Below are 22603 nucleotides of genomic sequence, written 5' to 3'. Positions count from 1 at the left end.
GCGGGTCACCGATACGGCGCGATCAGGCGGCCTGCGGTCTGGCCAGTCGCTTGCGCGCCACGAGCGCGGCGGCAGCGGCGCCGAACAGCAGGACCATCGGCGGGGCCGGTACCGGTGCGGGCGGCCCGCCGGACGATCCCGGCGGGCCGGGAGGCGGGCCGCCGTGATGGCCGCTGGAGGTCCAGCCACCGTTCGACGACCAGCCACCGCTGGTGCTCCATCCCTTCGAGCTCGATCCGTAGGACGAGCTGCTCGACGAGGTCGAACTGGAGCCCGACGACGAACCGCTGCTGCTCGACGAGGACGAGACGTTACCGCTGGACGAGGACGAGGACGACGTCGAGGACGATACGTTGCCGCTCGACGAACTGGAGACGTTGCCGCTGGACGAGGACGATACGTTGCCGCTGGACGACGATGTACTGCTGACGTTGCCCGAAGACGACGTGCTGCTGACGTTGCCGCTCGAGGTCGATGACGTGCTGCTGACGCCTCCGGTCGAGGTCGACGAGCCGCCGCTCGAGGTCGACGACGACGAACCGCCGGACGATGTCGACGAACCGCCCGAGGACGTCGAGGACGAGCCGCCGCTGGAGGTGGACGAGATCACGATGCTGCCGCTCGACCCGGACGATCCGCCACCGAAGAAGCCGCCACCGAACCCGCCGCCGAAACCGCCACCCCAGCCGCCGCTACCGCCGACGACGACCGGAACGCCGCCGCCGCCACCGCCGACGAACCCTTCGGCGGCGGGCAGGGGCACCGGTACGGGGGCCGCCTGGCTGGCGACGGTGACAACCGTCGGCGCACAGGCCGTAGTGGTGGTGGTGACGATCCGGCGACGCGCACTGCGATGCACGGCGGCGACCTGCCGGCGGACCACGACACGCTTCTTCGCCTGCTTGACGTATGTCGGGCGGTTCGGACGTTCGGCGACATGGACGGCGCCGCCGCCGATCAATGCACCCCCACATGCGCAGGCGCACAACTTTGCCAATGCCATCCGTACGGACATAACGTCACTTTCTCGTTGCCGGCGCCACTGCCCCGGACGTCCGGTGCGAGCAGAGCCTCCCTGCTATGGGACCAAGTGCAAAACAAACCATTAAGCGCAAGCGTGTTAACCATGATCTTTGCCGGATGGCGCGCTTTTCCACGGTTTCAGGTGGGGCGATCGACGTTAACGTGCCAGACTGGAACACAACGCGACAGCATGGTTAACCACTCTCCGGCATGCCATTCCGCCGCGCGTAGTACATAAAGGACGCAAATCGCAATAAAAGGTCGCATCTTTGTATGATTCGGCAACTCTGATCGCTTGTGGTTCCCTACGCGCACGATTATAGGCGCCTTCACCATTTGGGGGCGGCCCTGGGTTCGAAAAGGGGCCGGAGGGAGAGTGGTATGGCAACGCAAGTCAGTCGCGTGAATGATGTGAGTTCGAACCCGATGCCGGCAAACGATGCAGGGGTTTGGCATGAGGACGGGTATCGGCCGAGTGCCGAGGAACCGTTCATGAGCCTGCGACAGCAGGCCTATTTCCGCAACAAGCTGCTGCGGTGGAAGGACGCGATCCTCGAGGATGCGGCCGGCACGCTAAACCAGCTTCAGCTCGATTCGCTGCGCGAGTCCGACCTGACCGACCGGGCGTCGAGCGAGACCGACTGGTCGATCGAACTGCGCACCCGCGACCGCCAGCGCAAGCTGGTGTCGAAGATCGAGGCGGCGATCCGCCGGATCGACGAAGGCGAATACGGCTATTGCGAAGTGACCGGCGAACCGATCAGCCTCGGCCGCCTCGAAGCCCGTCCGATCGCGACGATGACGCTGGAAGCACAGGAGCGGCACGAGCGGAACGAGAAGATCTCGCGCGAGGATTGACGTTCGGCCCACGCGGCCGATTGCAATATTCGCTATGGTTTCGACCTGCGCGCGGGCGTATCCAGCGGTCGTTGTGGCCGATGGTCCGCCCATGCCGATCAGTCGGCAAACGAAAGTCGCTTCATCGATGGACAGCTTTTCGCACGACCCGTTTTCCAAGTCCGACGATGCCGGCGGGTCGCAGCGTAGCCGTGTCCGCGACAGCCTGTTCCTCATGGCGCAATTGCGGTTCGTCGGGGAATCGGCGGTTCGCGACGTCCGCGTCCGGAACCTGTCGGAAGGCGGGTTGATGGTCGATTGTGCGATGGTGAAGGAACCCGGCACCGCCGTCACCCTCGATGTCCGTGGAATCGGAGAGGTGTCGGGCAAGGTCGCCTGGTGCACGGAAGGGCGCATCGGCATCGCGCTGGATCGCCAGATCGATCCCAAAAAGGCGCGAAAGCCGGTGGTGAAGTCCGGCCGCTGATCCGAAAAGCCCCTCCGCAAAGGGAGGGGCCGGCTATGCCTAGAGGCCTGTAAGCTCTTCCTTGAGCTTCAATTTCTGCCGCTTCAGGTCTGCGATGATTGCGGAGTTGGGCATCGGGCGGTGGGCTTCGTCGGCAATGCGGCGGTCGAGCGCCGCATGCTTGGTTTCCAGGGCCTGTTGATGCGTCGTCTGCATTTCGGTGTACCTCCTGATGCATGCGTGTTGGGGAAGCGAGTAAACCACCGAAGCTTTGAAAAGTCCTCACCGGAATCGCGGGAAAGCGATTAAGCGAGGGACATCGTGCGACGATCCGGTCCCGGGGGCGGGGCGGCGGGCGATGGTGCAGCGTGGTGCTTGGTCGATGGCGTGCGTTGGGTTAGGGAAACGCAGGTTCGAGGGATGTTGGCATGGACGAAACGCAGATCATCGCCCGGCTCGACCTGTTGCGGACCGAGCATCGTGATCTCGACGCGGCGATCGATGCGCTCGCCACCACCGGCATCCCGGACCAGTTGCAGATCGCCCGGCTGAAAAAGCGCAAGCTTCGGCTGCGCGACGAGATCGCCAATTGCGAAGACCAGCTGATCCCGGACATCATCGCCTGACGCATCGGGGCCGCCGCGACCGGCTCTGTTTGGTACAGTCGGCCTGCACGTCGTGCTGGGCAGCGCGTCATGGCTGTGCCACCACCGCGTCATGACCGGCCGCCCCTCTGAATCGCGTATCCACCGCCGCCTGATCGACTCGCTGTATACGGAAGCGATGTTGCTGGCGGACGAGGCGCGGTCGTATTTCGACGAGGCGGGTCGCGCCGAGCGGGAGGCGCTGGATCCCCTGATCCGTGTCGGCTTTTCGTGCGAATCGCTCAAGGTGACGACGCGGCTGATGCACGTCATCGCGTGGCTGCTCACCCAGCGTGCGATCGATGCGGGCGAATTGCGCCCGCGCGAGGCGCTGGACCCGGCGCGCAGGCTGGGCAGCGCCCCCCAGTTCGATGCGCATCTGATCGATGCCCTGCCGCGGCGGGCGCGAGCGCTGGTGGAGGCCAGCGCCAATTTGCACCGCCGCGTCGGGCTGCTCGACAGCGCACTGGAAACCCAGCTCGCGCCCAGTCCGGTCCACCACCTGCACGATCGGCTGGCGCTCGCCTTCTAGGGTATATCGACATTCAGCCTTGTACTTCCCCGGCGGAGGCCGGGGCCCGGTTGGGGCAGGCTGGTGATGAAGCGCATGCCAGCTTCACAGCGGCTTTCCCAATTGGGCCCCGGCCTCAACCGGTGTTCAATTGCCGTCGCACTGTTGAATGTCGATCCGACCTAGGCCAATCGGTCTTTCGCCAGGGTGTATTCGTGGCGCAGCCGCGCGACGCGATCGGCGACGCTTTCGACGCGGTCGACCACGCCGATCCCCTGTCCCGATCCCCAGATGTCCCGCCAGGCCTTGGCCTTCGACCCGTTGCCGCCGCCGAAGTCCATCGTCTTCAGGTCGCCCTCCGGCAGATTGTCCGGATCGAGCCCCGATGCCGCGATCGAACTGCGCAGGTAGTTGCCATGGACGCCGGTGAACAGGTTCGAATAGACGATGTCGGCAGCGCGGCTGGCGACGATCGACGCCTTGTAATCCTCCGCCGCATTCGCCTCGGTCGTCGCGATGAAGGGCGATCCGATATAGGCGAAATCGGCACCCATCGCCTGCGCGGCCAGCACCGCACCGCCGGTGGCGATCGATCCCGACAGGGCGAGCGGCCCGTCGAACCACTGGCGAATTTCCTGGATGATCGCGAACGGCGACAGCTTGCCGGCATGACCACCGGCACCCGCCGCGACGGCGATCAGGCCATCGGCGCCTTTTTCGATCGCCTTGCGCGCGAAGCGGTCGTCGATGACGTCGTGCAGCGTGATCCCGCCCCAGCCGTGGACGGCGGTGTTCAGGTCCTCGCGCGCGCCGAGCGAGGTGATGACGATAGGCACCTGCCGCTTGGCGCAGGTTTCCAGGTCCGCCTCCAGCCGGTCGTTCGATTTGTGGACGATCTGGTTGACCGCGAACGGGGCGGCGGGGGCGTCGGGATGGTCGCGATTGTGGGCCGCCAGTTCTTCGGTGATCCGGTGCAGCCATTCATCCAGCAGTGCCTGCGGGCGGGCGTTTAGCGCAGGGAACGACCCGACGATCCCCGCCTTGCATTGCGCGATCACGAGGTCCGGACCGGAGATGATGAACAGCGGCGATCCGATGACGGGCAGCGTCAGGCGGTCAAAGATGTTGGGTATCATAAACGTCGGCATCCTCTCGGAGTAGGTTGTTTACCGAAACCGATCTGCCTGTCCAGCGGGCGCCGACTTGCCGTCGTGGATCAAAGGCGTATGGCCGCTGACATACGTCAGTCCGTTTTACCGATCCCCCTGTTCCATCGATATGGAGTCGTCCGACAGATGAAGCTCGCCGTTGCCGCTGCCCTCGCACTCACCGTGTCCACGCCCGCCCTTGCTGCGGGAAGCCTGCCCACCGATGTCATACCGCTGGTCTACGACATTGCCGTCACCCCGAATGCGCAGGCGATGACCTTCACCGGCACCGAAACCGTCGCGATCGACGTCAAGGCCGCCACCCGGACGATCACGCTGAATGCGACCGATCTCGCCATCGGTGCGGCGACCTTCGATGGCAAGCCGGTCCGTTTCACGCTGGATGCCCCCAGTCAGCAGGTCACGCTGACCCTTCCCGGCGCCGCGACGGTCGGGCGTCACACCGTCGGTTTTCGCTGGACCGGCAAGATCGGCCAGTCCGCCGCGGGCCTGTTCGCGATCGATTACACCAATCAGGACGGGTCGAAGGCGCGGATGCTCGCGACCCAGTTCGAGGCGGCGGACGCACGCCGCTTCGCGCCGACGTGGGACGAGCCCGCGTTCAAGGCGAAGTTCCGGTTGAAGGCGGTGGCGCCGGCCGGGCAGCTCGCCTTGTCCAACATGCCGGTCACCTCGGTCGTCAAGCAGGCGGATAATACCCAATTGTACAGCTTCGCCGAGACGCCGATCATGTCGAGCTATCTCTTGTACCTCGGCATGGGCGATCTGGAACGCAAGACGGTGCAGGCGGGATCGGCCGGGCACCCTGTCGAGATCGGCGTCGTCACCCGCCGCGGCGTGTCCGATCAGGGCGATTATGCGCTGGAGCAGGCAAAGCGCCTGCTGCCGTATTACAACAGCTATTTCGGCCAGCCCTATCCCTTGCCGAAACTCGACATGATCGCAGGGCCGGGGTCCAGCCAGTTCTTCAGCGCGATGGAGAATTGGGGCGCGATCTTCTATTTCGAGCCGGAACTGCTGTTCGATGCCAAGCGCGCGACGGAAAGCAACCGCCAGCGCATCTTCACCGTCGTCGCGCATGAAATGGCGCATCAGTGGTTCGGCGACCTCGTCACCATGCGGTGGTGGGACGACCTGTGGCTGAACGAGGGTTTCGCCTCGTGGATGGAGAACAAGTCGGCCGCCGACCTCAATCCCACGTGGAAGGCGGATGCCGCCGCCGTATCGTCTGATCGCGAAGCGGCGATGGGGATCGATGCGACCGCCGCCACCCATCCGATCATCCGCAAGATCCAGACCGTGGACCAGATCGGCGAAGCGTTCGACGGCATCACCTATATGAAGGGGCAGGCCGTCATCGGCATGCTGGAATCGACGCTGGGCGCCGAGGCGTTCCGCGACGGCATCCGTCGCTACATGGCCAAATACAAATACGGGAACACTGAAACCGAACAATTGTGGGCCGAGCTGTCCGCCGCGGCGGGGCAGCCGGTGGCCGACATCGCCCACGGCTTCACGCTGCAGGGCGGTGTGCCGCTGGTGACGCTCAGCAGCGCGACGTGCGTCGGCGGGACGACCAGGGCGACGTTGGCGCAGGGACGGTTCGGCATGGATGCCGCCTCCAGGACGCCGCAGACATGGAACGTGCCGCTGGTCGTCGGCCCGCTGGGCGGGGCGGAGACGCGCAGCGTCGTCACCGGCCCGGCGACCACGGTATCGGTGAAGGGCTGCGGCACGCTGATCGTCAACAAGGGCAAGGGCAGCTATACTAGGGTCATGTACGACCAGCCCGCGCACGATGCGCTGGTGCGCGACTATGTCCGTCTGCCGCTTGCCGACCGCCTCGGCACGCTCGCCGACGATTACGCGCTGGCGGCGGGCGGCTATCAGGACCTGTCGCGCTTCTTCGCGATGATGGAGCAGGTCGGACCGGCGGCCGATCCGCTGGAATGGTCGCTGGTGTCGGCGCGACTGGGTGGCCTGAACGGCATGTTCGAAGGGACGCCGCTCGCCGCCCCGTTGACCGCGAAGACCGCTGCGATCCTCGCGCCGGTGCTGAAGCGGATCGGCTTTTCCGCGACGGCGGGGGAATCACCGCTGGTCGGCAACCTTCGCGAAAGCCTGATCGGGCGGCTCGGGCAGAGCGGCGACCCTGCGGTGCTGCGCCAGGCACGCGACTATGTCGACAAGCTGGCGACCGATCCCACCGCGATCCCTCCCGCGATCCGCCAGCCGATCCTCTCCACCTTCGCGGCCAATGCGACCGCGGCGGACTGGGAGCAGTTGCTTGCGCTGACCAGGGCGGAAACCAACCCGGTCGCCAAGAACCGCTTCGTTTCGCTGCTCGGCGCGGCGCACGACGATGCCATCGCCATGCGCGCGCTTGCGCTGCTGAAGACCGACACGTTCACTGCCCCGCAAAAGGCGGCGTTGCTGCGCGCGGTATCGGGCGGCCATCCCGACATGGCGTTCGACTGGGCCGTCGCCAATCGTCCGCTGGTCGAAGGCTTTATCGAAGAAAGCAGCCGGTCGGGGTTCGTCGTCGGCCTGGGTGCAGGCTCCGACGATCCGGCGATGCCCAAGAAGATCGAGGCGTTTGCCCAAACCTTGCCGGAAACCTCCCGCGGTCCGGCACGGCGCGTGATCTCCGGCATCGCCGTTCGCAAGGCTGCGGCGGACCGCCTGCGCCCCGCGGTGGCGGCGTGGGTCGCCAAGGCCGGCTGATCTATAACCCGGTCCATCCCCGACCCGTGTCGGGGATGGACCGGGGAACCGGAATTATAGGCAGGCCGTCCGCAACCGTCGTGCGCAATATCCGCTGACGGGATCGGATCGATATTCAGCAGCGCGACGGCATTTGGACCAGCTGGCTGCCCCGGCGAAGGGCTGGGCCCGGTTGGGAAAGACGCTGTGACGCTGGCATGCGCCTCATCACCAGCCTGCCCCAATTGGGTCCCGGCCTCCGCTGGGGAGGTAGCGGGCTGAATGTCGACACACCCTGCGACTATGTATGTGACGAGATCAGCTTTGGACCGTCCGCCGGGTTGCCCTCGACTATCGGGAGGCCCGGGGTCAGTTGCCAGGCGTTCCGGGAATGCCGGTGACATCGGCCATGCCATCGTCGCCGAGGGCGATCAGCCAGGCGCTGTTGTCGACGCAGCGCACCGCCCAGACCGGCTTGCCGTTGCGGTCACCCTGTCGCACCGCTTCGGCGATGCCCTGGCAGGGGCGCTTGGCATCGTCGATCGCGCGGTACAGCACGCCGTTCAACTGGCGCGGCGGCAAGGCGAGAACCTTGGCGATATACCCCTTTTCGGCCGGCGCGGCGCTGGTGTTGACGGTGGCTTGCTCCGCCGCGGGGGGCGATCCACATGCTGCCAGCATCGCGCTCAGTCCCAGTACGCCTACCGTCACACCACGCATCGCCATGCCTCCCGTCGGACCAATGCCACCCGGATAGGCGGCGCGACGGGTGAACGGCAAGAGCCGTTCCGCCGTTCCGCCGATCGTCCGCCATACTGCCCGATCGACGTTGCAGAAGACCGTCGAGCGTGCCGTCCTGTGTTCCATCCCTTAAGGCTTTGCCGGTAGGGCGTTCATGCAAGCAGGACTGGACAGGGCGGCGATGGCGACGATTTTGGTGACCGGCGTGGCAGGGTTCATCGGCATGAGTGTCGCCGATGCGCTGCTCACGCGCGGCGATACGGTGATCGGGATCGATGCGATCAACGACTATTACGATCCTGCCCTTAAGCACGCGCGGCTGGCCCGTCTTACGAAGCGGCATGGCGGGCGCTTCGTCTTCATGCGCGTCGACTTCGCCGATGCCGCTGCCTTGCGGGTGGCGCTCGCGCCTTACGACGTCGACAGGATCGTGCATCTCGGTGCGCAGCCGGGCGTCCGCTATTCGATCGACCATCCGGAAGCCTATGGCCAATCGAACCTGGTCGGTCATCTCAACCTGCTGGAGGTGGCGAGGGCCAGGGCGGTGGCGCATTGCGTCTACGCATCCTCCTCCTCGGTCTATGGCGGCAACACCTCGGTACCGTTTCGCGTCGAGGATCGCGTCGATCGCCCGGTGTCGCTCTATGCCGCGACGAAGCGCGCCAACGAGGTGATGAGCGAAAGCTATGCGCATCTCTATCGATTGCCGCTCACCGGCCTGCGCTTCTTCACCGTCTACGGTCCGTGGGGGCGGCCCGACATGATGATGTGGATCTTCACCAAGGCGATGTTCGAAGGGCGGCCCATACCGGTGTTCAACGATGGCCGCATGGAACGCGACTTCACCTTCATCGACGACATCGTGGCCGGGGTGATCGCCGCGCTGGACAACCCGCCGCCGGACGACGGGCAGGCAAAGGCGGGGGGCAGCATCGCGCCGCATCGGCTCTACAACATCGGCAACAACAAATCCGAACCGCTGGGACGCGTCATCGCATTATTGGAACAGGCGACCGGCAGGCCGGCGATCCGCCACAATTTACCGATTCAGCCCGGCGATGTCGTCCGTACCGCGGCGGACATCACCGCAATCGAGGTCGAACTCGGCTATCACCCAACCACCGCCATCGACGTCGGCGTACCGTGCTTCGTCGACTGGTATCGCGACTATCACCGGATCTAGGAGGTCGATGTCGCCCAAGGCGCTTTGGCCAGCGCCTTGGACAGATGATCGATCAGCACCTGCACGCGCAGCGGGCGCAACGCGCTCGGCGGGGTGAGCAGGTGAAGGCCCAGCGCGGGCACGCTCCATTCCGACATGGCGACCTCCAGCTCGCCGCGCTGGATCTCGCGCCAGACGAGGAATTCGGGCTGGAGCGCCAGTCCCTCACCCGCCAGCAGCGCGGGATTGAGCAGATCGGCATTGTCGGTCCACATACGGATTGGTGGCTCGACCGTCTCTTCCCCGAACCGCGGATGATGAAAGCGCCAGACCCCTCGACCGGTACCGCCGGTATAGCCGAGCGCATGATGATCGTTTAGCTGCGCCGGGTGCGTCGGTCGCCCATGACGGTCCAGATAGGCCGGCGATCCGACCAGCAAGATGCGCACGGTGCAAAGCCGCCGTGCGAGCAACGAACTGTCTTCGAGCGCGGCGATCCGCAGCGCGATGTCGAACCCGTCGGCGATCAGGTCGACGCGCCGGTCGCTCAAGGCAAAATCGAGCGTCACATCCGGATATTGGCGAAGGAACGCCGGCAGGGTGGCGCCGACATAGGCCGTTCCGAAGGACAGCGGTGCGCTGATGCGCACGCGACCGCGTGGGACATCGGATTGCTCGGCGGCTTCTTCCTCCAGTGCCTCGCCGTCCTCGAGAATGCGACTGGCGCGCTCCAATGCCGTGCGGCCAGCCTCGGTCAGGGATAGACGACGCGACGTGCGCGACAGCAGCGCCACGCCCAGCCGCGCCTCCAGCCGGGCGATCGCCTTGGACACGGTTGGATTGGACAGGCCGAGCGCCTGCGCCGCGCCTGCGAACGAGCCGCGTTCGGCGACCCTGGAAAAGATCGCCCAGGCTTCGAGATCGGGTAGACGTCGTGTCATTATCGGAAATGATGAAATGCCATCATTGCTCTTTCGTCAAGTCGGCAACGTCTTCATCTTGGGTTCAGCAGATCGATACGGAGATAGAGCATGATCGAACGTCGTCCTTTCGCCACCCTGGGCGGTGCCGACCACGGTTGGTTGGATGCCAAGCACCATTTTTCGTTCGCGAGCTATTACGATCCCAAACGGATGGGTTGGGGCCCGATTCGCGTGTGGAACGACGACACGATCGCGGCGGGAACCGGCTTTCCGCCGCACCCGCATGCCGACATGGAGATCGTCACCTACGTTCGCACCGGCGCGATCACGCATCAGGACAGCCTGGGCAACATGGGTCGCACCGAAGCCGGTGACGTGCAGGTAATGAGTGCGGGTTCGGGCGTGCGTCATTCGGAGTATAATCGCGAGACGGATGCGACCACGATCTTCCAGATATGGATCGAACCGAAGACCCGTGGCGCCGCGCCGTCCTGGGGCGCCAAGCCGTTCCCGAAAGGCGAGCGTTCGGGCAAATTCGTGACGCTCGCCAGCGGTTTCGCGGACGATGGCGACGCGCTGCCGATCCGCACCGATGCCCGGGTCGTCGGTGCGACGATCAAGGCGGGGGAAACCGCGGAATATGCGTTGGGCGCCGGCCATCACGCCTATCTCGTGCCCGCGACCGGCAGGATCGATGTCAATGGTGTGGCGCTGGACGCACGCGACGGCGCGGCGATCGTCGATGAGCGGGTGATCCGGGTCACCGCGACCGAGGATGCCGAGATCGTGCTGGTCGACGCGGCCTGACCCCCTGTTCCGTCCGGACCGGCGCGCTTGCGCTTTCCGGACGGAGCCCCGAAGGACAGGCGATGAGCGACAACATCCTGATCTTCTATGGCTCCTACCGATCCGATCGGCAGGGGATTCGATTGGCCGAATATCTGGTGAGGTCATTCCGCGAGCGGGGTGCCAGCCCCGAATTGATCGACGCCAAGGTGCTGGATCTGCCGATGCTCGACCGGATGTATAAGGAATATGCGCCAGGCGAGGCTCCGCCGGCGCTGGAAGCGCTCGCCGCCAAGATCAAGTCGGCCGATGCTTTCGTGTTCGTCACAGGCGAGTATAACTGGAGCGTCCAGCCCGGCCTCAAGAACCTGACCGATCACTTTCTGGAGGAATGGTTCTGGCGGCCCGCCGCCATCGCCAGTTATTCGGCGGGGCGTTTCGCCGGGGCGCGTGCCGGGCTCGCCTGGCACGGCATCCTGTCGGAGATGGGCATGGTCGTGGTGTCGAGCACGCTGGCGGTCGGCGGCATCGGCAAGGCGCTGTCCGAGGACGGCGAAGCGATGGGTGACGGCGGTGCGAGCCTCGTCAAGGCGTTCCCCCGCTTTGCCGACGACCTGTCATGGTGGACGGATGCGGCGCGTGCGCAGCGGCAGCGCCGCGCACCGCCTTATTGACCCCGCCGACCGGCGATCAGCCGGCAGCCTTTCGCGCCGCACGGAAGCGGTGGAGCAGGGGTTCGGTATATCCGCTCGGCTGGGCGATCCCGTCGAACACCAGCGCGCGGGCCGCGGCATAGGCGATGCTGTCGCGTTCATGGCCGCTCATCGGCCGATACAGCGGGTCGTCGGCATTCTGGGCATCGACCTTTGCCGCCATACGCGCGAACGCCGCATCGACGTCCGCCGGCGCCGCCACCCCATGGAGCAACCAGTTCGCCATGTGCTGCGACGAAATGCGCAGTGTCGCACGATCTTCCATCAGGCCGATGTCGTGGATGTCGGGGACCTTGGAACAGCCGACCCCCTGGTCGATCCAGCGCACGACATAGCCGAGGATGCCCTGCGCATTGTTGTCGAGCTCCGCCCGGACCTCGTCCGCCGCCCAGTTCCGTCCCGCCGCGGCGACGGGAACGGTCAGCAAGGCCGCCAGGGGCGCCACCGCCTCTGCCCCGCGTTCGCGCTGGCGGGCGATGACGTCCACCCGGTGGTAGTGGGTGGCGTGCAGCGTCGCGGCGGTGGGTGAGGGGACCCAGGCGGTGTTGGCCCCGGTTTGCGGATGGCCGATCTTCTGGTCCAGCATGTCGGCCATCCGGTCGGGTGCGGCCCACATGCCCTTGCCGATCTGCGCCTTGCCCGACAGGCCGCAGGCGAGACCAATCTGCACGTTGCGGTTTTCGTATGCGGCGATCCAGCTGCTGCTCTTCATCTCGCCCTTGGGGATCATCGGGCCGGCATGCATTGCGGTATGCATCTCGTCGCCGGTGCGATCGAGGAAGCCGGTGTTGATGAACACCAGGCGATGACGCACGGCATGGATGCAGGCCGCCAGATTGGCGCTGGTGCGCCGCTCCTCGTCCATCAGGCCGACTTTGATGGTGTGGCGCGGCAAGGCGAGCAGGTCCTCGACCGCGTCGAACAGGCGATCGGTAAAGGCCGCTTCGGCGGGGCCGTGCATCTTTGGCTTGACGATATAGATCGATCCGGTGCGGCTGTTGCGCCCCCGGTCGTGGAGCGCGATCAACGCGGTGACGATCGCATCGAGAATGCCTTCCGGTGCCTCGCCACCGGCCGGCAGGCGGACCGCCGGATTGGTCATCAGGTGACCGACGTTGCGCACGAACAGCAGGCTGCGTCCCGGCAGCGTCAGCGTGGTACCGTCCGGCCTGATGTATAGGCGGTCGGAATTGAGCGCGCGGGTGATCGTTCGGCCGGCTTTGGCGAAGCTTGCGGCGAAGTCGCCCTGCATCAACCCGAGCCAGTTGGCATAGGCCGCGACCTTGTCCTCCGCATCGACGGCCGCGATCGAATCCTCAAGATCGCAGATCGTGGTGAGGGCGGATTCGAGCACGACATCGGCGATGCCGGCGGGATCGCCGCGGCCGATCGGATGGTCGCGATCGATCACCACTTCGACGTGCAAACCGTTGTGACGGAACAGCAATGTGTCGCCGGCACTGCCGACGAATTGCGTGGGATCGGCAAGTTCGGGCGTACCGCCGGTCCAGTCGGCCCAATGGCCGGCGGCGAGTGGTACGGCATCGTCCAGAAACGCCTTTGCCCAGGCGATGACCTGCGCGCCGCGATCCGGATCGTAACTGCCAGGCTTGGCTATGCCGGGCAGGGCGTCGGTGCCGTATAGCGCATCGTACAGGCTGCCCCAGCGCGCATTGGCGGCGTTGAGCAGGAAACGGGCGTTGAGCATCGGCACGACGAGCTGCGGGCCGGCCATCTGCGCGATCTCCGGATCGACGTTCTGCGGGTCGATCGCGAACGCCTCCGGCTCGGCGACGAGATAGCCGATGTCGCGCAGGAACGTTTCATAACCGGCCGGGTCCGCGCCATGGCTGCGATGCCAGTCGTCGATCGCAGCCTGCAGTCGCTCGCGTTCGGCCAGCAGCGCCTCGTTTTCCGGCGTGAACCGGGCGAAGATCGCCGCGACGCCCGACCAGAAGACCTCGGGGTCCAATCCCGTACCGGGGAGGACGCGCCCGTTCAGGAACGTCGCGAGTTCGGGAGCGATATCCAGACCGGCCAAGTGCGTCATCATGCGTCCCCTCCAATTATCCCGTTGATAGACGCGGCAGCATCCATTCACTAGCATGCAAGATGTTGAAGCACTTGATCGCAGGAAGAACGAATGGGCTTCGATCCCGATTATGCCTTGTTCGCCGCGGTGGCCGATGCGGGTAGCCTGTCGGCGGCGGCACGGGCATTGCGGATATCGCCGGCGATGGTGTCCAAGCGATTGCAGCGGCTGGAGGCGAGGCTGGGTGTGACGCTGGTGCATCGAACGACGCGGCGACTGGCGCTGACCGAAGCCGGCGAGCGCTTTTGCGTCGATCTCGGCGCGATCCTGATTGCGCTACATGCTGCGGAGGCGCGCCTGACGGGGGCGCGCGGTCGCCCCGCGGGGCCGCTGCGCGTATCCGCCCCGACGTCGTTCGGACGGTTGCACATCGCGCCGCACCTCGGCAGCTTTCTGGTCGCGCACCCTGCCGTGGACCTGACCTTCGACCTGGGCGACGGGTTCGTCGACCTGCTCGGCGAACGGATCGATTGCGCGATCCGCATCGCCTCGGACGTGCCGGCAAATGTCGTGGCACATCGGCTGGCGACCAGCCGTCGCATCCTGTGTGCCGCGCCCGCTTATCTCGCCGCGCGGGGAACGCCCGCGACGATCGACGACCTTGCCCGGCACCGGCTGCTGGCCGCGGCGGGGCAGATGCCGTGGCGTCTGGTTGCCGGCGGGCAGCGCATCGAGATCACGCAGGACAGCCATGTGCGCACCAATTCGAGCGAGATGGTACGCGAGCTGGCGATCGGCGGCGTGGGTATCGCGCTGCGTTCGCTGTGGGATGTCGGCGATGCCCTGCGGAGCGGGCGCCTGGTTCGCGTTCTGCCGGAATGGGAGGGTTCGCAGGACGTCGGCGTCTATGCGGTGCATTTGCGCAGCCAGGCGATCCCTCCTGCTATCGAGGCGTTCGTCGCGTTTCTGCGCACGGTGATCGATGAGGCGGGGTGGGCGGTCTAATCGCCGTGCTCATGCGCTATCGCGGCCGCTCAGCTCCGCCCCGGCGCGCGGATCGAACGCCATGTTGACGAAGATCGCGAGCAACGAGATTGCCGTGACCGTCCAGAAGGCGAAGGTGAAATCGGGGAATGCGACCGCCTGTCGTCCCTGCCATACCATCGATACATGCAGCGCGGTCGCGCCGATGCAGATGCCGAGCGAGAGCATCAGCTGCTGGAAGGTCGAATAGAAGCTGGTCGCCGCGCTCATCCGCTCCTTCCCGATCTCGTCATAGGCGATCGTGTTATAGGCGGTGAACTGAAACGACATCAGGAAGCCGGAGGCGACCAGCACCGCAAATACGGCGGGCAATGGCCAATCAGGGCGAAACAGACCGCAGAGGGCGTATCCGGCGGTGGCACCCAACCCCATGACGATAAGGCTGTTACGGAAGCCGAACCGCTTCAGGATGCGGCGAGCCAGCCCCTTCATGCCGAACGATCCGATCGCGGTAGCGACCGTCATCGCACCGCTTTGCGCGGCGGTGAGGCCAAAGGCGAGCTGCATCATCAGGGGGAGCAGGAACGGCTGTGCACCCTGAGTGATCCGGGTCAGGGAGCCACCCAGCACCGACAGGCGGAACGTCGTGATCCGCATCAGCGACAGGTCGAGGATGGGGTGGGCAGCATGGCGGGCATGACGCCAATAGGCGGCACCGAACAGCGCACCGACGCCGACGAGGATCGCCGCCAGCGTGCCTTCGCCCGGACGGCTCGCCATTTCGAATCCGAACAGCAGGCAGCCAAGCGCCGCGCCCGACAGGACGAAGCCGGCGGGATCGAAGGGATGCGGCGTCTCCTCGCGGATGTCGGCGATGAACCGCCCCACCAGCACGATCCCGAGGATGCCGATCGGCAGGTTGAGCCAGAAGATCCAGCGCCAGTCGAGATAGGTGACGATGATACCGCCCAACGGCGGTCCGAGGATGGGCCCGATCAGCGCCGGCATGATGAGCCACGACATCGCCGACACCATGTCGCGCTTGGCGACCGAACGCAGCAGCACCAGTCGCCCCACGGGCATCATCATCGCACCACCGATGCCCTGCATGAAGCGCGCAACCGCCATCCATTCGAGGCTGGGCGCCAGTCCGCAGGCGAGGCTGCCGAGGACGAAGAGGCCGATGGCGGCGCGGAACACCGGCCGCGCGCCGAACCGGTCCGCCATCGTACCGGAGGCGGGGATGAACATGGCGAGCGCGAGCAGGTACGAGGTGAGCGCGATGCTCATCGCCGGCGCCGCGACGCCGAAGTCGCGCGCCATCGTCGGCAACGCGGTGGCGAGGACCGTCGCATCCAGATGCTCCATGAACATCGCCGTGGCGATGATGAGCGCGATCGTCCGGTAATTGCGTGTCGGCGCAGTGCCGCCGTCATGGTCGGCGGTGGTCGCGATCCCGTCGCCGGCGGGGACGATGCCGTCGCGAACCTCGGCGTTGACCGATGCTATCCCACGCCGCCGCGGCCGTAACAGGTGACGCGGATCGAGTACGGCGGGGATATGGAGATGCATGACGAGAGGGTACGGCTTTCTGTCGCTTACGATGCCTCTCCGGGTAAGCGGGGGCCGATCGTTGCTGCGGGGCCGCGTCGCTGACCGTCATATAGGGTCGGTTGCGAAAAAGTGGAGGGGGCGGCCGGGCGGCTTGCTCGGCGGTCAGCCAGTTACGCTGCCAGATGCCGGGAATCCGCAACCGATGCTATCGATCGCGCGATTGCGGAGAGGGATCGATGATGCTTTCCATGCCTGTAACCTCACGTTTGACGGGGGAGGGTCAGCAATCCCGACGGGGAAGGCCGCTTGTGTCGGGTTGGCCGCCCGGCAGCGGGACAGGTTCATTGGCCAAGATCGGCCGGGTTTCCCCGTGCGTCGACTTGCCATGCACGACCCGAAGCTGCGACGGCTGAACCGCGGACTTGGCCGATCGGTGCGCTGCCCGGTACGAGTTGCCCGCGGCGGACTGTCCGCTCACCTTAACGTTGCAGCCGCCGCCAATGCGCGTTCGCGTGCTTCGCGATGGCCGATGATCTTGGCCGGATAGGCGGCCGGACGGACGCCATGGTCGTCGGGGTCGTGGATCGCGGCGGCCGGCAGATCCTTCAGCTCCGGTACCCATTCGCGGATATAATCCGCAGCGTCGAATTTCTCCGACTGGCTCAGCGGCGCCATGATGCGGCCGAACATGTTGGCGTCCACTCCGGTGCCGGCGATCCATTGCCAATTGACCGCGTTGTTGCCGTAGTCGGCATCGACCAGGCAATCCCAGAACCAGCGCTCGCCTTCGCGCCAGTCGATCAGCAGGTGCTTCACGAGGAAGCTGGCGGTGATCATCCGTACCCGATTGTGCATCCAGCCGCTGGTCCACAATTGCCGCATGCCGGCATCGACGATCGGATAGCCGGTCCGTCCCTGCTGCCACGCCTTCAGGTCCGCCTTTGCCCCGGCACCCTTGCGCCACGGCAGGGCATCGTATTTCGGCCGGCCGTTCGTGTCGCCATAACGGGGCAGGGCCAGGAGAACACCCGACGTGAAATCACGCCAGGCGAGCTCGCGAAGGAACGCGGCGGCCTCCGCCGGTTTGCGCAAAGCGTGGTAGACGGTGCGCGGCGACACCTCGCCATGATGCAGGTGCGGGGACAGGCGGGACGTCCCTTCTTCGGACGGCAGGTTGCGCCGCCGATCGTAGGCGGCGACGTCGCGGTGCCAATCGTGCGCCTTCGCCAGGGCATCGGCTTCGCCCGGCGTCCAGTCGGTGGCAAATCCCTGCGACCAGTCCGGCGCGGTCGGCAACAGATCCCAGTCGGTCAGTGTATCGCTGGCCGGCCAATGCGCAGGGGCGGCGATGGTGTGCGGCACCGGCAGCGGTTCGGGCGGGGGCAGATGCGCCTGGATCGCCCGCCAGAACGATGAGAAGACCTTGAAGGGCGTGCCGGCGCCGGTGGTCACGTCCTCCAGCCGCGCGAGATGATTGCCATCGTGCAGTTCCAGCGCGTCGCCGAGGGCGGTCTCCGCCTCGCGCCACCAAGGCTCGTAGTGGCGAATGGCGTGGATGCGCGTGGCTCCCGTCTCCTGCATCAGCGAGGCAAGCGTTGCGGCCGTATCGCCGCGACGCAGGATCAGGCGGCTGTGCTTGGCCTGCAACGCCTCATCGAGGGCGGTCAGGCTGTGGTGAAGCCACCAGCGCTGGGCGCCACCGATCGCCCACGATCCGGCCGCGGCATCGTCGAGGATGTAGACGGGGATGACCGCGCCCTCATGGGCGGCGGCGACGAGGGCGGGCTGGTCGTGGAGGCGAAGGTCCTGCCGCAGCCACAGGATAGTCGGTTGGGTCATGCACGTCCTCAAGCGGCCCAATGCGGCCGAAGTTCCTGCCGCTGCCATATGCATCGTCTATTCGGGCTTGTTCGACGGTCGCGCTGGTCGCAATGGCGCTGGTGCGAGCAATAGAGCGTGTGCATGACCGCATCGTCGGTGATCGCATCGCGGAGCGGGACATGCAGATGAGGCGATCACTGACGGCGATGCTGTTGCTGGCGGGGTGTTCGCCTTCGGCGCCGGAACCTGCGCCGCCGCGCTTGCCCGTGCCGATCCGCGGTTCGGCCGCCATGACGCTCGTGCGCGGAGATGCGCTGGAAAAGCTTGTTCGCGGCAGCGTGCAAACGCGCGCAGCCGTCGGATCAGGGGCGCCGCCGGTCGAACGGTTCGCAGCCGTCGGCGACACCTATACATTGAGCTACGACCGACCCGACACGGTGGGACGCTATCGCATCACGCCGGATCGCGTCTGCCTGCGGTTTGCGGGCGATCGCAGCATCTTCTGCCGTTTCTACCTGATCGATGCCAAGGGCGGCACGTGGATGGCGGAGGATGACCGCGATTACCCCCTCCATATCGCGGCGGTGACGTTCGCTCGCGGAGACGGGCCGATTGCCCGTCCCCGCGACGCGATCACGCCACCATCGCCGGATCGCCGATGATCTTGTCCAGCGTGACCGGATATTCGCGCACGCGAACGCCCGTCGCGTTGTAGATCGCATTGGCGATCGCGGCGCCGACGCCGCACAGGCCGAGTTCGCCGACACCCTTCGCCTTCATCGGCGACGACATCGGGTCGACCTCATCAAGGAAGATCACCTCCTGGTGCGGAATGTCGGCGTGGACCGGCACTTCGTAACTGGCGAGATCGTGGTTGACGAAGAAGCCGAAGCGCGTGTCGACCGCGAGTTCCTCCATCAACGCCGCGCCGACTCCCATCGTCATGGCACCGATGACCTGACTGCGCGCCGATTTGGGGTTGAGGATGCGGCCCGCGGCACAAACCGCCAGCATGCGCCGGATGCGGATTTCACCGGTGTAGGCGTCGACTGCCGCCTCGACGAAATGCCCGGCGAAGGTCGATTGCTGCGCCTTCTTGGCCAGATCGCCGAATTCGATCGCATCCTCTGCCGAAATACCCTGATCGCCGGCGGCTTCGGCCAAGGACACGCTGCGATTGCCTGCCCGTACCTTGCCATCGGCAAATTCGACGTCGGCGGAGTTGAAGCCAAGCTTCTGCGCCACTGTCTCGCGCAATTTCATGCAAGCCGCATACACGCCCGCCGTGGAACTGTTGGCGCCCCACTGGCCACCCGATCCGGCGGCCACCGGAAACGAACTGTCGCCGAGCAGTACGACGACCTTGTCCAGTGGCACGCCCATCATCTCGGCGGCGGTCTGGGCGATGATAGTATAGGAGCCGGTACCGATATCGGTCATGTCGGTGGCGACCGTCACCACGCCCTTCTTGTCGATGCCGACGCGCGCGGCGGACTTCATCGTGATGTTGTTGCGGAACCCGGCGGCAACCCCCATGCCGACCAGCCAGCGGCCATCGCGCATCGAGCGCGGCGTCGCCTTGCGTCGCGCCCAGCCGAATGTGTCGGCGCCGATCCGCAGGCACTCGACCAACTGACGCTGCGAGAATTTACGTTCGGGCTTTTCCGGGTCGACCTGCGTGTCGTTGATGATGCGGAATTCCACCGGGTCCATCCCCAGCTTCTCCGCCATCTCGTCCATCGCGATTTCCAGCGCCATCAGGCCCGGTGCCTCGCCGGGCGCGCGCATCGCATTGCCCTCGGGCAGGTCGAGCACCGCAAGACGCATGGACGTCAGCCGATTGGCACCGGCATACAGAAGCTTGGTCTGCGACACCGCCGTTTCGGGGCCGCCGCCGGGCAGATCGCCCGAACCGCTCTCATGGGCGATCGCGGTCAGCTTGCCATCCTTGCCCGCCCCCAGCCGGATGCGCTGGCGCGTCGCCGGACGATGGGTCGCGTTGTTGATCATCAAGGGGCGCTGCAACGTCACCTTGACCGGACGACCGGCCTGCCTTGCCCCCAGTGCCGCAAGCACCGCATCGGCGCGGACGAACAATTTGCCGCCGAACCCGCCACCGATGTACGGCGAGATGAGGCGGACGTTGTCCTTGGGAATGCCGAGCGTTTTGGCGACATCGCCCTTGCCCCAGGCGATCATCTGGTTCGACGTCCACAAGGTCAGCTTGTCACCCTGCCAGCTGGCGATGCTGGCGTGCGGCTCCATCATCGCGTGGCTCTGGTCCGGCGTTGCATAGCGCGCGTCCAGCTTTACCGGAGCAGCGGCGAACGCCTTTTCGAAATCGCCGACGCGATCCACCGGCGACGCGGCACTGCCTTCGCCGCTGCTGTCACCCTTCAACGGCGCAGTCTTCAAAGCCGTGTCGAGGTCGAAGCGACCCTTGTCGCGGGCATAGTCGACGCGGATCATGGCCGCGGCGGCACGGGCCTGTTCGAACGTTTCGGCGACGACCAGCGCAATCGCCTGGTGGTAATGGTCCACCGCGGGGCCACCGAGCAGCTTGGCGGTGTTCATGTCGCCCTTGCCTAACGGCCCGGCGGTGTCGGCGGTGACGATCGTGATGACGCCCGGTGCCGACTTGGCGGCGGCGAGGTCCATGCTGGCGATCCGCCCCTTGGCGATGCCGGCGCCGACGACGTAGCCATAGGCCGCGTTCGGCGCGACGTCATGGCGTTCATAGGCATAGGGCGCGGTGCCGGTGGTCTTGAACTTGCCGTCGATGCGGTCGGTCGGCTTGCCGACGACCTTCAGCTGGTCGATCGGGTTCCGGCCTGCGGGTGTGTCGAACTTCATGAGATATTCCCGGTCTTGGCTTCTGCGATCACCGCGGCGAGCGTACGTTCGACCAGCGGAACCTTGAAGGCATTGTCCTGTGTCGGGCGGGCACCGGCGAGCAGCCGCATGGCGGTCGCCTTGGCCCCTTGCGGCAGCGCCGCCTCCGCCGCTTCGACCCGCCACGGCTTGGGTGCGATCCCGCCGATCGCAACATGGCCGCTGCCGTCACGCTGCAGGATCGCCGCGACCGATACCAGTGCATAGGCATAGGATGCCCGGTCGCGGACCTTGTGATAGATATGCGTGCCGCCGACCGGTTTCGGCAGGGTCACCGCGGTGATGAGCTCGCCGGCGCGCAGATTGGTGTCGATATGGGGGGTGTCGCCCCACAGCCGGTGGAAATCGGCGATCGGGATACGACGGGTTTGGCCGTCCGGCTGCACCGTCTCCACCGTCGCGTCGAGCACCCTCATGGCCACCGCCATGTCGCCCGGATAGGTCGCGATGCAATCCTGGCTGGTACCGATGATGCCGAGCTGCCGACTATACCCGCCGATCGCCGCGCAACCCGAACCGGGCTTGCGCTTGTTGCAGGGCTGGTTGGTGTCGTAAAAGTAGGGACAGCGCGTCCGCTGGAGCAGATTGCCTGCGGTCGTCGCCTTGTTCCTGAGCTGGCCCGAGGCCCCGGCGACAATCGCCCGGGTGAGAACGCCGTAATCGCGACGGACGCGTTCGTCGGCAGCCAGATCGGTATTCCGCACCAGCGCACCGATCCGCAGGCCACCATCCGGAGTCGGCTCGATCTTGTCGAGCTTCAGCCGATTAACGTCGACCAGATGCACCGGCTCCTCGATCTGCAACTTCATGAGGTCCAGAAGATTGGTTCCGCCGGCGATGAACTTCGCACCCGGCTTGGCCGCGACGGCCGCCGCAGCGGCTGCCGGCGACTGGGCACGTTCGTAGGTGAAGGCCTTCATGCTTTTACCCCCGCGACGTCGCTCATCGCCTCGATGATGTTCGAATAAGCGCCGCAGCGGCAGATGTTGCCGCTCATCCGTTCGCGCATTTCCGTTGCGGTCAACGGTGCGGCGCCGGTGATGTCGGACTGGACGTGGCTGGGAACGCCACGCTTGATCTCGTCAAGCACCGCCACCGCCGAACAAATCTGGCCGGGCGTGCAATAACCGCATTGATAGCCGTCATGCTTGATGAAAGCGGCCTGCATTGGATGCAGGTCGTCGGGCTTGCCGAGGCCTTCGATCGTCGTGATCTCGTCGCCGTCATGCATCACCGCCAGCGTCAGACAGGAATTGATGCGCCGGCCGTCGACCAGCACCGTGCAGGCCCCGCACTGGCCATGATCACAACCCTTCTTGGTTCCGGTCAGCTTCCAATGTTCACGCAGGGCGTCGAGCAGGGTGGTGCGGGTGTCGAGATCGACACGATTGGTCCGGCCGTTGACCTTTAACGTCACCGGCATGGTCGGCGGTGCAGCACGCTCCTGCAACGGCAACGGCGCGGCCTCGGCCGGCAACGCCGCCGCAGCGGCGCCGACTGTCCCGCCGGCGATCACGCTACGGCGAGACGGTTGGAATTCACTCTGGCTCATGAAAGGCCCCCTGATATCGTGGAAAAACGCCGCGATCGGGGACCACGGCGTTCACTGGCTCCAGAGGTGCACTAACGCGGCCTGTCCATC

General features: G+C 65.9%; 21 protein-coding genes. 10 read left to right on the top strand and 11 right to left on the bottom strand.

The window, feature by feature from the left end; all coding sequences use genetic code 11:
* Positions 1-22: 22 nt before the first annotated feature.
* Entirely contained in the window at positions 23-1003 is a 981-nt protein-coding gene (locus tag GTH33_RS18035) for a hypothetical protein (protein ID WP_163959000.1), read from the bottom strand.
* Between the two features lie 446 nt (positions 1004-1449).
* On the opposite strand from GTH33_RS18035, the gene dksA reads away from it, so the two are divergent.
* Together dksA and GTH33_RS14490 are read left to right on the top strand one after the other, a co-directional pair.
* The gene (dksA, locus tag GTH33_RS14495) at positions 1450-1881 is read left to right on the top strand and encodes an RNA polymerase-binding protein DksA (protein WP_243848246.1); all 432 of its coding nucleotides are present in this window, start codon (positions 1450-1452) and stop codon (positions 1879-1881) included.
* Between the two features lie 127 nt (positions 1882-2008).
* Complete coding sequence (locus GTH33_RS14490; RefSeq protein ID WP_163958998.1) at positions 2009-2347, top strand: PilZ domain-containing protein; 339 nt, start codon at positions 2009-2011, stop codon at positions 2345-2347.
* 39 nt (positions 2348-2386) lie between these two features.
* Here the strand turns inward: GTH33_RS14490 and GTH33_RS14485 are convergent, their stop codons facing one another.
* Positions 2387-2542, bottom strand: a complete 156-nt coding sequence (locus GTH33_RS14485) for a YdcH family protein (RefSeq protein ID WP_163958997.1) — start codon at positions 2540-2542, stop codon at positions 2387-2389.
* Positions 2543-2754: 212 nt separating this feature from the next.
* Between GTH33_RS14485 and GTH33_RS14480 the strand changes: the two genes are divergently transcribed.
* On the top strand, positions 2755-2952 hold the full coding sequence (locus GTH33_RS14480; RefSeq protein ID WP_163958996.1) for a YdcH family protein: 198 nt from the start codon (positions 2755-2757) through the stop codon (positions 2950-2952).
* 91 nt (positions 2953-3043) lie between these two features.
* A complete protein-coding gene (locus GTH33_RS14475; protein WP_163958995.1) occupies positions 3044-3502 on the top strand; it encodes a DUF1465 family protein in 459 nt (152 codons plus the stop codon).
* A 161-nt stretch (positions 3503-3663) separates the two neighbouring features.
* Here GTH33_RS14475 and GTH33_RS14470 read toward each other — a convergent pair whose 3' ends face one another.
* On the bottom strand, positions 3664-4629 hold the full coding sequence (locus GTH33_RS14470) for an NAD(P)H-dependent flavin oxidoreductase (RefSeq protein ID WP_249054908.1): 966 nt from the start codon (positions 4627-4629) through the stop codon (positions 3664-3666).
* A gap of 147 nt (positions 4630-4776) precedes the next feature.
* Between GTH33_RS14470 and GTH33_RS14465 the strand changes: the two genes are divergently transcribed.
* On the top strand, positions 4777-7374 hold the full coding sequence (locus GTH33_RS14465; protein WP_163958994.1) for a M1 family metallopeptidase: 2598 nt from the start codon (positions 4777-4779) through the stop codon (positions 7372-7374).
* A 348-nt stretch (positions 7375-7722) separates the two neighbouring features.
* Here the strand turns inward: GTH33_RS14465 and GTH33_RS14460 are convergent, their stop codons facing one another.
* Entirely contained in the window at positions 7723-8220 is a 498-nt protein-coding gene (locus tag GTH33_RS14460; protein WP_163958993.1) for a hypothetical protein, read from the bottom strand.
* A gap of 55 nt (positions 8221-8275) precedes the next feature.
* Here GTH33_RS14460 and GTH33_RS14455 point away from each other — a divergent pair, with 55 nt between their 5' ends.
* Positions 8276-9277, top strand: coding sequence for an NAD-dependent epimerase/dehydratase family protein (locus GTH33_RS14455; protein ID WP_163958992.1), 1002 nt, complete (start codon positions 8276-8278; stop codon positions 9275-9277).
* Here the strand turns inward: GTH33_RS14455 and GTH33_RS14450 are convergent.
* Positions 9274-10197, bottom strand: coding sequence for a LysR family transcriptional regulator (locus tag GTH33_RS14450; protein ID WP_163958991.1), 924 nt, complete (start codon positions 10195-10197; stop codon positions 9274-9276). The genes GTH33_RS14455 and GTH33_RS14450 overlap by 4 nt on opposite strands.
* A gap of 90 nt (positions 10198-10287) precedes the next feature.
* Here GTH33_RS14450 and GTH33_RS14445 point away from each other — a divergent pair, with 90 nt between their 5' ends.
* Complete coding sequence (locus tag GTH33_RS14445; RefSeq protein ID WP_163958990.1) at positions 10288-10986, top strand: pirin family protein; 699 nt, start codon at positions 10288-10290, stop codon at positions 10984-10986.
* A 62-nt stretch (positions 10987-11048) separates the two neighbouring features.
* Positions 11049-11639 carry an NADPH-dependent FMN reductase gene (locus GTH33_RS14440; protein WP_163958989.1) on the top strand — a complete coding sequence of 197 codons (591 nt, stop codon included), beginning with the start codon at positions 11049-11051 and terminating at the stop codon, positions 11637-11639.
* A 16-nt stretch (positions 11640-11655) separates the two neighbouring features.
* Here the strand turns inward: GTH33_RS14440 and GTH33_RS14435 are convergent, their stop codons facing one another.
* Positions 11656-13728, bottom strand: coding sequence for a malate synthase G (locus tag GTH33_RS14435; protein WP_163960090.1), 2073 nt, complete (start codon positions 13726-13728; stop codon positions 11656-11658).
* A gap of 93 nt (positions 13729-13821) precedes the next feature.
* On the opposite strand from GTH33_RS14435, the gene GTH33_RS14430 reads away from it, so the two are divergent.
* Entirely contained in the window at positions 13822-14715 is an 894-nt protein-coding gene (locus tag GTH33_RS14430) for a LysR family transcriptional regulator (protein ID WP_163958988.1), read from the top strand.
* Between the two features lie 9 nt (positions 14716-14724).
* Here GTH33_RS14430 and GTH33_RS14425 read toward each other — a convergent pair whose 3' ends face one another.
* Together GTH33_RS14425 and GTH33_RS14420 are read right to left on the bottom strand one after the other, a co-directional pair.
* Entirely contained in the window at positions 14725-16266 is a 1542-nt protein-coding gene (locus GTH33_RS14425; protein ID WP_163958987.1) for an MFS transporter, read from the bottom strand.
* Between the two features lie 456 nt (positions 16267-16722).
* Positions 16723-18087, bottom strand: a complete 1365-nt coding sequence (locus tag GTH33_RS14420; RefSeq protein ID WP_163958986.1) for a cryptochrome/photolyase family protein — start codon at positions 18085-18087, stop codon at positions 16723-16725.
* Between the two features lie 167 nt (positions 18088-18254).
* Here GTH33_RS14420 and GTH33_RS14415 point away from each other — a divergent pair, with 167 nt between their 5' ends.
* The gene (locus GTH33_RS14415) at positions 18255-18731 is read left to right on the top strand and encodes a hypothetical protein (RefSeq protein ID WP_243848222.1); all 477 of its coding nucleotides are present in this window, start codon (positions 18255-18257) and stop codon (positions 18729-18731) included.
* Here the strand turns inward: GTH33_RS14415 and paoC are convergent.
* Genes paoC through paoA form a run of 3 tightly spaced genes read right to left on the bottom strand, consistent with a single transcriptional unit; the run spans position 18703 to position 22513 of the window.
* Positions 18703-20922 carry an aldehyde oxidoreductase molybdenum-binding subunit PaoC gene (gene paoC / locus GTH33_RS14410; RefSeq protein WP_163958985.1) on the bottom strand — a complete coding sequence of 740 codons (2220 nt, stop codon included), beginning with the start codon at positions 20920-20922 and terminating at the stop codon, positions 18703-18705. The two genes, GTH33_RS14415 and paoC, sit on opposite strands and share 29 nt — an antisense overlap.
* Positions 20919-21881: an FAD binding domain-containing protein gene (locus GTH33_RS14405; protein ID WP_163958984.1), complete on the bottom strand. Its 963-nt coding sequence runs from the start codon at positions 21879-21881 to the stop codon at positions 20919-20921. The genes paoC and GTH33_RS14405 overlap by 4 nt, the downstream gene beginning before the upstream one ends.
* Entirely contained in the window at positions 21878-22513 is a 636-nt protein-coding gene (gene paoA, locus GTH33_RS14400) for an aldehyde dehydrogenase iron-sulfur subunit PaoA (protein ID WP_163958983.1), read from the bottom strand. Before paoA ends, GTH33_RS14405 begins: the two co-directional genes overlap by 4 nt.
* Between the last annotated feature and the right edge of the window lie 90 nt (positions 22514-22603).

This window comes from Sphingomonas insulae (assembly GCF_010450875.1).
GTDB classification, from domain to species: domain Bacteria; phylum Pseudomonadota; class Alphaproteobacteria; order Sphingomonadales; family Sphingomonadaceae; genus Sphingomonas; species Sphingomonas insulae.
This window is presented reverse-complemented; position numbering and strand designations above follow the sequence as displayed.

What these genes read in the sequence shown, in the direction of transcription:
- GTH33_RS18035 (WP_163959000.1), bottom strand. Translation starts at nt 1,003, where the DNA reads ATGGCATTGGCAAAGTTGTGCGCCTGCGCATGTGGGGGTGCATTGATC.
- dksA (WP_243848246.1), top strand. Translation starts at nt 1,450, where the DNA reads ATGCCGGCAAACGATGCAGGGGTTTGGCATGAGGACGGGTATCGGCCG.
- GTH33_RS14490 (WP_163958998.1), top strand. Translation starts at nt 2,009, where the DNA reads ATGGACAGCTTTTCGCACGACCCGTTTTCCAAGTCCGACGATGCCGGC.
- GTH33_RS14485 (WP_163958997.1), bottom strand. Translation starts at nt 2,542, where the DNA reads ATGCAGACGACGCATCAACAGGCCCTGGAAACCAAGCATGCGGCGCTC.
- GTH33_RS14480 (WP_163958996.1), top strand. Translation starts at nt 2,755, where the DNA reads ATGGACGAAACGCAGATCATCGCCCGGCTCGACCTGTTGCGGACCGAG.
- GTH33_RS14475 (WP_163958995.1), top strand. Translation starts at nt 3,044, where the DNA reads ATGACCGGCCGCCCCTCTGAATCGCGTATCCACCGCCGCCTGATCGAC.
- GTH33_RS14470 (WP_249054908.1), bottom strand. Translation starts at nt 4,629, where the DNA reads ATGCCGACGTTTATGATACCCAACATCTTTGACCGCCTGACGCTGCCC.
- GTH33_RS14465 (WP_163958994.1), top strand. Translation starts at nt 4,777, where the DNA reads ATGAAGCTCGCCGTTGCCGCTGCCCTCGCACTCACCGTGTCCACGCCC.
- GTH33_RS14460 (WP_163958993.1), bottom strand. Translation starts at nt 8,220, where the DNA reads ATGGAACACAGGACGGCACGCTCGACGGTCTTCTGCAACGTCGATCGG.
- GTH33_RS14455 (WP_163958992.1), top strand. Translation starts at nt 8,276, where the DNA reads ATGGCGACGATTTTGGTGACCGGCGTGGCAGGGTTCATCGGCATGAGT.
- GTH33_RS14450 (WP_163958991.1), bottom strand. Translation starts at nt 10,197, where the DNA reads ATGACACGACGTCTACCCGATCTCGAAGCCTGGGCGATCTTTTCCAGG.
- GTH33_RS14445 (WP_163958990.1), top strand. Translation starts at nt 10,288, where the DNA reads ATGATCGAACGTCGTCCTTTCGCCACCCTGGGCGGTGCCGACCACGGT.
- GTH33_RS14440 (WP_163958989.1), top strand. Translation starts at nt 11,049, where the DNA reads ATGAGCGACAACATCCTGATCTTCTATGGCTCCTACCGATCCGATCGG.
- GTH33_RS14435 (WP_163960090.1), bottom strand. Translation starts at nt 13,728, where the DNA reads ATGACGCACTTGGCCGGTCTGGATATCGCTCCCGAACTCGCGACGTTC.
- GTH33_RS14430 (WP_163958988.1), top strand. Translation starts at nt 13,822, where the DNA reads ATGGGCTTCGATCCCGATTATGCCTTGTTCGCCGCGGTGGCCGATGCG.
- GTH33_RS14425 (WP_163958987.1), bottom strand. Translation starts at nt 16,266, where the DNA reads ATGCATCTCCATATCCCCGCCGTACTCGATCCGCGTCACCTGTTACGG.
- GTH33_RS14420 (WP_163958986.1), bottom strand. Translation starts at nt 18,087, where the DNA reads ATGACCCAACCGACTATCCTGTGGCTGCGGCAGGACCTTCGCCTCCAC.
- GTH33_RS14415 (WP_243848222.1), top strand. Translation starts at nt 18,255, where the DNA reads ATGAGGCGATCACTGACGGCGATGCTGTTGCTGGCGGGGTGTTCGCCT.
- paoC (WP_163958985.1), bottom strand. Translation starts at nt 20,922, where the DNA reads ATGAAGTTCGACACACCCGCAGGCCGGAACCCGATCGACCAGCTGAAG.
- GTH33_RS14405 (WP_163958984.1), bottom strand. Translation starts at nt 21,881, where the DNA reads ATGAAGGCCTTCACCTACGAACGTGCCCAGTCGCCGGCAGCCGCTGCG.
- paoA (WP_163958983.1), bottom strand. Translation starts at nt 22,513, where the DNA reads ATGAGCCAGAGTGAATTCCAACCGTCTCGCCGTAGCGTGATCGCCGGC.